The sequence below is a fragment of the Rathayibacter sp. AY2B9 genome, assembly GCF_002931595.1.
Classification (GTDB): Bacteria; Actinomycetota; Actinomycetes; order Actinomycetales; family Microbacteriaceae; genus Rathayibacter.
Genome location: NZ_PSUB01000031.1, coordinates 1 through 5909, shown reverse-complemented (window position 1 = coordinate 5909; position 5909 = coordinate 1). Strand labels below are relative to the sequence as shown.

Here is a 5909-nt window from a genome sequence, read left to right as displayed (position 1 = left end):
TGACGCGGCCCTCCGACCCCGCCCCCGTCCGACCCTTCACAGCAGGAGACCACCCATGCGCAGACGATTCATCCCCCTCGCCGCCGTCCTGGCGTCGACCGCCGCCCTCACCGGCTGCAGCGGCTTCGGCGGAGGAGGCGACGGTTCGGCCGACGCCGACTCGATCACCTTCACCACCTGGGCCAGCGAGTCCGAGCAGGCGGCCTTCGAGTCGCTGATCACCGACTTCGAGGCCGAGCACGAGGGGGCGAGCGTCGAGCTCAACGTCGTGCCCTACGACCAGATGTTCAGCAACATCGACGCGCAGCTGTCGTCGGGCGAGGCCCCCGACGTGTTCCGCGTCGACTACGGCAACCTCGGCGTCTACTCCAGCCAGGAGCAGCTGCTCGACCTGACCGACCGGATCGACGACTTCGACTCCTTCACGCCCGCGTTCCAGGAGGCCGTCTCGTTCGAGGGGAAGCCCTACGGCGTCCCGCACCAGACCGACGTGTCGGCGCTGCTGGTGAACACGCAGCTGCTCGCGGCGGCCGGCATCACCGATGTGCCGACCACCGCCGACGAGGCGTGGACCTGGGAGGAGTTCGCCGACGCCTCCGCGAAGCTGCGCGCGAGCCTGCCCGCCGAGCAGTACCCGTTCGTCTACAACTGGCAGCTCGGCGGCACGCCCCGCTGGCTGAGCTGGCTGTTCGAGGCCGACGGCACGCTCCTGGAGGAGGACGGCACCACTCCGGCGATCGACTCCGCCGCCGGCGCGAAGGCGCTGGACTTCACGAAGAGCTTCTTCGACAACGACTGGGTCCCGCCGACCAGCTCGGTGAAGTCCGCCACCTACGCCGACTCCTTCTTCACGGAGCAGACCGCGGCGATGGCGTTCGCCGGGTCCTTCCTCGTGCCGGACATCGACGACCTCGCCGACTTCGAGTGGACCGCCACGCCGATGCCCGTCGACGAGCGCGGCGCGACCGACCTCGGCGGCAACGCCCTCGTCGCCACGGCCGACACCGACAACCCCGAGCTCGCGACCGAGTTCCTCTCGTTCATGACGCAGGCCGACACCATGGCCGAGTTCTGCGCGGCGACGAACGAGCTGCCCACCCGGTCCGACATCGACCCCGCGTCGATCGACTTCGCGGTGCGCCCGGACGTGATGCCCGTGTTCGTCGAGCAGGCCGCGACGATCACCCCGCGGGACGTGCAGCAGCTCACCTCGCCGTTCCTCGCGAAGATCTCCGTCGCGATGCAGGACCAGCTCGAGGAGGCGTTCGTCGGCGGACGCAGCACCGAGGAGACCCTCTCCGGCCTCGACGCGGCCATCCAGCAGGCGACCAGCTGATGACCGCCACCACCCTCCGCGGCCGGGCGGGCTCCTCCGCCCGGCCGCGGTCGGCCCGCAGGCGCGAGGCCCTCGCCGGCTTCGGCTTCGTCGGCCCGAACCTGCTCCTGATGGCGCTGTTCCTGTTCGTGCCGATCCTCTGGGCGATCCAGCTCTCGTTCCAGGAGTCGCGCGGCTTCGGCACGCCCGAGTGGGTCGGCTTCGCGAACTACCTGCGGATGGGCGCCGACCCGGTGTTCTGGCAGAGCCTGGGCAACACGCTCCTCTTCACCGCGGTCACCGTGCCGCTCGAGCTCGCCGGCGGCCTCGGCCTGGCCGTGCTGCTCAACTCCGTCCTGCCCGCGCGCGGGATCTTCCGCACGGTGATCGTGCTGCCCCTGGTGATCTCGGGCGTCGCCTCCGGGATGATCGCGGTCACGATCTTCAGCGAGTCCTCGGGCATCGTGAACAAGGTGCTGAGCTCGCTGGGCGCCTCGCCGGTCGCGTGGCAGTCGGACGGCTCCGCGGCGATGATCTCGGTGATGCTGACCGCGGTGTGGCTGCGGATCGGCTTCAACATGGTGATCTACCTGGCGGGCCTGCAGAGCGTCTCGCCCGAGCTCTACGAGGCCGCCCGGATCGACGGAGCGACGCGCTGGCAGCAGTTCCGCGCACTGACGGTGCCGCTGGTCGGCCCGTCCACCTTCTTCCTGCTGATCATGAACGTGATCGCCTCGTTCCAGGTCTTCGACATCGTCTTCGTGATGACGGGCGGCGGCCCCGGCTTCTCCACGTCGGTGCTCGGCACCTACGCGTACCGCAACGGCTTCCAGGTCCGCGAGCAGGGCTACGGCGCCGCGCTCGGCGTCGTCATCCTGCTGGTCTCCCTCGCCTTCACCTACCTGCAGTGGCGCACGAGCCGCACGCGCGACCTCGTCGACTAGGAGCCCTCATGTCGTCCTCCACCGTCACCACGCCCGCCGCGGTCGCCGCGGCCACCGCCCGCGAGACCCCGCGCCGGCGTCCCTCCCGCCGCGACGGCTCCCGCTCCGGACTCGTCGTCCGCCTCGTCGTCGCGATCGTCGCCTCGGCGGTCGTGTTCTTCCCGCTGTACTGGATGCTCGTCATCGCCTTCTCGCCGCGCGGCGAGGTGTTCGCGCCCGGCCCGCCCCGCTTCTGGCCGAGCGAGATCTCGTTCGAGAACTTCGCGACGGTGTTCGCGCGCTTCCCCGTGGGCGAGTGGTTCGTCAACTCGGTCGTGATCGGGGTGTTCGTCACGGTGTTCACCGTCGTGGTGAACCTGCTGGCCGGCTGGGGCTTCGCGCGGCTGCGCTTCCCGGGGCGGAACCTGCTGTTCCTGCTCGCACTGGCCACGATGATGATCCCGGTGCAGGCGATCATGGTCGCGCAGTTCAAGCTCGTGACCGGACTGCAGATCTACGGCACCTACTGGTCGGTGATCCTGCCCGGAGCAGCGGCGGCCTTCGGGATCTTCCTCGCCCGGCAGTTCTTCCTCTCCATCCCGGAGGAGCTGATCGAGGCGGCGCGGATCGACGGCGCCGGCCACCTGCGGGTGTTCCTGCAGATCGTGCTGCCGCTCTCGAAGCCGCTGATCGCCGTCCTGATCCTGCTGACTCTGCTCGGCAGCTGGAACGACTTCGCCTGGCCGCTGATCGCCCTGAAGGACAACGAGCTGTTCACGCTGCCGATCGGCCTGCTCTACCTCAAGGGCCAGTCGACGCCGGACTACAGCGCGAGCATGGCGCTGGCGCTTGTGTCGGTGCTGCCGATGGTGCTGCTGTTCCTGTGCTTCCAGCGCTACTTCGTGCAGGGGTTCGCGCGCAGCGGCATCCGGTGAGGTCGGGCGGCGGCACGGGCGGGGGCACGGGCGGCGGCACGGGTGGCGGCACGGGTGGCGTGGAGCGGTCGCCGCGGCGGGACGCTCCTGACCGGACGGGGCAGGAGAGGACAGGGCAGTGCAGGAGAGGACAGGGCACGGGTGGCGTGAAGCGGTCGCCGCGGCGGGACGCTCCTGACCGGACGGGGCAGGAGAGGACAGGGCAGGGCAGGAGAGGACCGACGGACGCGGCGGGCGGCGGAGAGCGTGAACCACGTGGAACTCGTCCGGTCGTGATCTTCCGAGTTCGACGGCTCTCCTGCGTGGCGGGGGCGTCCGCCAGCCGGAGCGGGACGGGCGCGGACCGGGACGCGGCGGACCGGGACGCGGGGGCCGACGCCCAGAAGCGCCGAAGCGCGACGGGACACGGGGCTTGGGGCTCGGGACTCGAAGCTCGAAGCTCGAAGCTCGAAGCTCGAAGCTCGAAGCTCGAAGCTCGAAGCTCGAAGCTCGGAGCCCCGGCACACGGGGTTCGGGGCTCGACGAAGCGCGAACGTGCCGCCGGACCTCGCGGCGCCGGAGGTGCGAGAGCGCGAGGGCGCCTAGGCGTGTCCAGGCACGGCGATTCACCGCCTCGCGTGCGACGGAGTGTCGAATCGCCCGGCATGTCGGGCTGCGGATCAGAACGGCGGAGACGCGTCCACGAACCGCGGCCGCGTCGGCGACAGCACCGCGGGCGACGCCCGAGGTGACGACGGTCGCGACGACCACAACAGCGAGGACGAAGATCGTGGCGGCTGCGGCTGCGGCTGCGGCTGCGGCTGCGGCTGCGGCTGCGGCTGCGGCTGCGGCTGCGGCTCGGGCTTCGACTTCAGCTGCGGCTGCGGCTGCGGCTCCGGCTCCGGCTCCGGCTCCGGTTCTTGCGCCGACTGCGGCGTCGGTCGTCGCGTGGGCGGCAGCGGAGCCCCGGGCAGCGCCCGCGGTCGGTCGGTGATCCGACGGCCGGTGGGGGTCGTCCAGACGACGGTGCCGTCCGGATGGAGGGCGTAGGTCCAGCGGTCGCCGTGGCGGACGTGGTGGTGCGCGACGCAGAGCGAGGCCAGGTTGCCGAGGGCGGTCTCGCCTCCGTTCCGCCATTCGAGGGTGTGATCGGCCTCGGCCGTCGAGGACGAGCGGGTGCAGCCGGGGAACCGGCAGGTCCGGTCGCGCAGCTGCAGCTGGAGGCGCATCCGAGGGGGCGGGACGCGGAGGGTCCTGCCGACCGACGTCACCACTCCCGTGTCCGGATCGGTCAGCACCCGCGTGAAGGTGGCCGCCGTGCGCACGAGCTCCCGGGCGACGTCGGCGGGGACGAGACCGTAGCCGTCGAGTTCGGCCGGCGCGTCGTCGAGGCCGACCGCGGTGCTGGCGGCGAGGGTGAGGCGCACGTCGGCGCGGACTCCGGAGACCGAGGCGGGGCTTCCGAGTACAGAGGCGGGGATTCCGCTCGCTCCTTCGCCAGAGGATCCGTCGCCCGAGGATCCGTCTGCGGAGATGTCGCCGTCGATGAGCAGATCGACGAGTGCGTCGGCCCGCAGCTGCGCGAGCGTCCGGCCGTCGCCGAGGGAGATGTCAGCGTCTCCACCGGCGCTGCCACCCGTCTCCGCGCCGAGCACGGCACCAGCACGCGCACCAGCACCAGCACCAGCACCAGCGTCCGTTCCAGCACCGACTGCTACCCGGGCATCGCCACGGGCACCAGCACCGCTCTGTGCAGTCGCAGTCGCACTCGCACTCGCACTCGCACCTGCACCTGCACCTGCACCTGCACCTGCACCTGCACCGAGCCCGATCCTCGCCGCGTCCGCCCCGTCGCGGAGCGAGCGGGCGATCCGGTCGAGACGGTTGTAGGCGCCGACCGCGACCGGGGCCGGCAGCAGGGCGCAGAGCGTGGCCATGCCGTCGGCCTCGGCGCCGAGCCACACGCTGCGGTCCTCGCGGGCGCGGGTGTGGCGCTCGGTGAACGGCTGCTCGTGCAGCTCGTCGCGCAGCCGCGCCACGGTCCGGCGGAGCTGGGTGGGCGTCTGCGAGAGCGCCGCGGTGGCCGCCCGCTCGTCGAAGGACGCGCGCGACGGAGCGGGGAGGGTCGCGGCGGCGGCGCAGACGACCTCGCCGGCCTCCCAGAGGATCCGGGCCTCGGCCAGGAGGGTGCGGGTCGCCGGGAGGTCCTCGATGAGGAGCCGAGCGTGCTCGAGACGCCGAGACGCCACGCGCTCCGACATCCCGAGCGCCGTCGCGAACTCGGCTCGGATCGAGCGCTCCACGAGGTCTCCCGCCTCGCTCCGGGAGAGACGACTCCCCCGCGCGAACGACTCCGGCACGAGCAGCGCTGCCCGGTACGCCGTGTGCAGGGCGACGGCCCCCGCGAGCAGCACCGGCGCCGAGGAGCGGGCGAGCCCCGCCGCGAGACCGGCGAGCGCGCGCACCGCGTCGAGCGTCTGCGCCGTCTCGCCCGCGCGCACCGCCTCGACCGCCTGCGCCGCGTCACCCGAACTTCTCATACGTGTATTGAATCAGCGACCACCGACATCGGGCCGGGGCCCGTGACCAGGATCGGGACAACGGAGCCGGTACCCCGCCTGTGGAGGGAGGACCGGCGGCGAGCGCGGGCTCGCACACCGCTGTCCGCGCGATTCCTGAGCCGAGCCACCAGCCCGCGCCGCCCGCCCCGCTCGAACCCGTCCGCTCGAACCGGGGCCGCTCGAACCCACCCCAACC

At 72.0% G+C, this 5909-nt stretch carries 4 protein-coding genes; 3 read left to right on the top strand and 1 reads right to left on the bottom strand.

Annotated elements, in window-relative coordinates:
• The first annotated feature begins 55 nt into the window (after positions 1 to 55).
• From C5C25_RS16070 to C5C25_RS16060, 3 genes are read left to right on the top strand one after another with little or no spacing between them, the layout of a single operon-like run.
• Entirely contained in the window at positions 56 to 1336 is a 1281-nt protein-coding gene (locus C5C25_RS16070; protein WP_258068765.1) for a sugar ABC transporter substrate-binding protein, read from the top strand.
• The gene (locus C5C25_RS16065) at positions 1336 to 2259 is read left to right on the top strand and encodes a carbohydrate ABC transporter permease (RefSeq protein WP_104239656.1); all 924 of its coding nucleotides are present in this window, start codon (positions 1336 to 1338) and stop codon (positions 2257 to 2259) included. The genes C5C25_RS16070 and C5C25_RS16065 overlap by 1 nt, the downstream gene beginning before the upstream one ends.
• Positions 2260 to 2267: 8 nt before the next feature.
• Positions 2268 to 3173 carry a carbohydrate ABC transporter permease gene (locus tag C5C25_RS16060; RefSeq protein ID WP_104234603.1) on the top strand — a complete coding sequence of 302 codons (906 nt, stop codon included), beginning with the start codon at positions 2268 to 2270 and terminating at the stop codon, positions 3171 to 3173.
• 659 nt (positions 3174 to 3832) lie between these two features.
• On the opposite strand, the gene C5C25_RS16050 is transcribed toward C5C25_RS16060, so the two are convergent.
• Entirely contained in the window at positions 3833 to 5692 is a 1860-nt protein-coding gene (locus C5C25_RS16050) for an HNH endonuclease signature motif containing protein (RefSeq protein ID WP_104251179.1), read from the bottom strand.
• Positions 5693 to 5909: the final 217 nt, after the last annotated feature.

Excerpts from the sequence above, each read along its gene's own strand:
- C5C25_RS16060 (WP_104234603.1), top strand. The coding sequence starts at position 2,268 with ATGTCGTCCTCCACCGTCACCACGCCCGCCGCGGTCGCCGCGGCCACC.
- C5C25_RS16065 (WP_104239656.1), top strand. The coding sequence starts at position 1,336 with ATGACCGCCACCACCCTCCGCGGCCGGGCGGGCTCCTCCGCCCGGCCG.
- C5C25_RS16070 (WP_258068765.1), top strand. The coding sequence starts at position 56 with ATGCGCAGACGATTCATCCCCCTCGCCGCCGTCCTGGCGTCGACCGCC.
- C5C25_RS16050 (WP_104251179.1), bottom strand. The coding sequence starts at position 5,692 with ATGAGAAGTTCGGGTGACGCGGCGCAGGCGGTCGAGGCGGTGCGCGCG.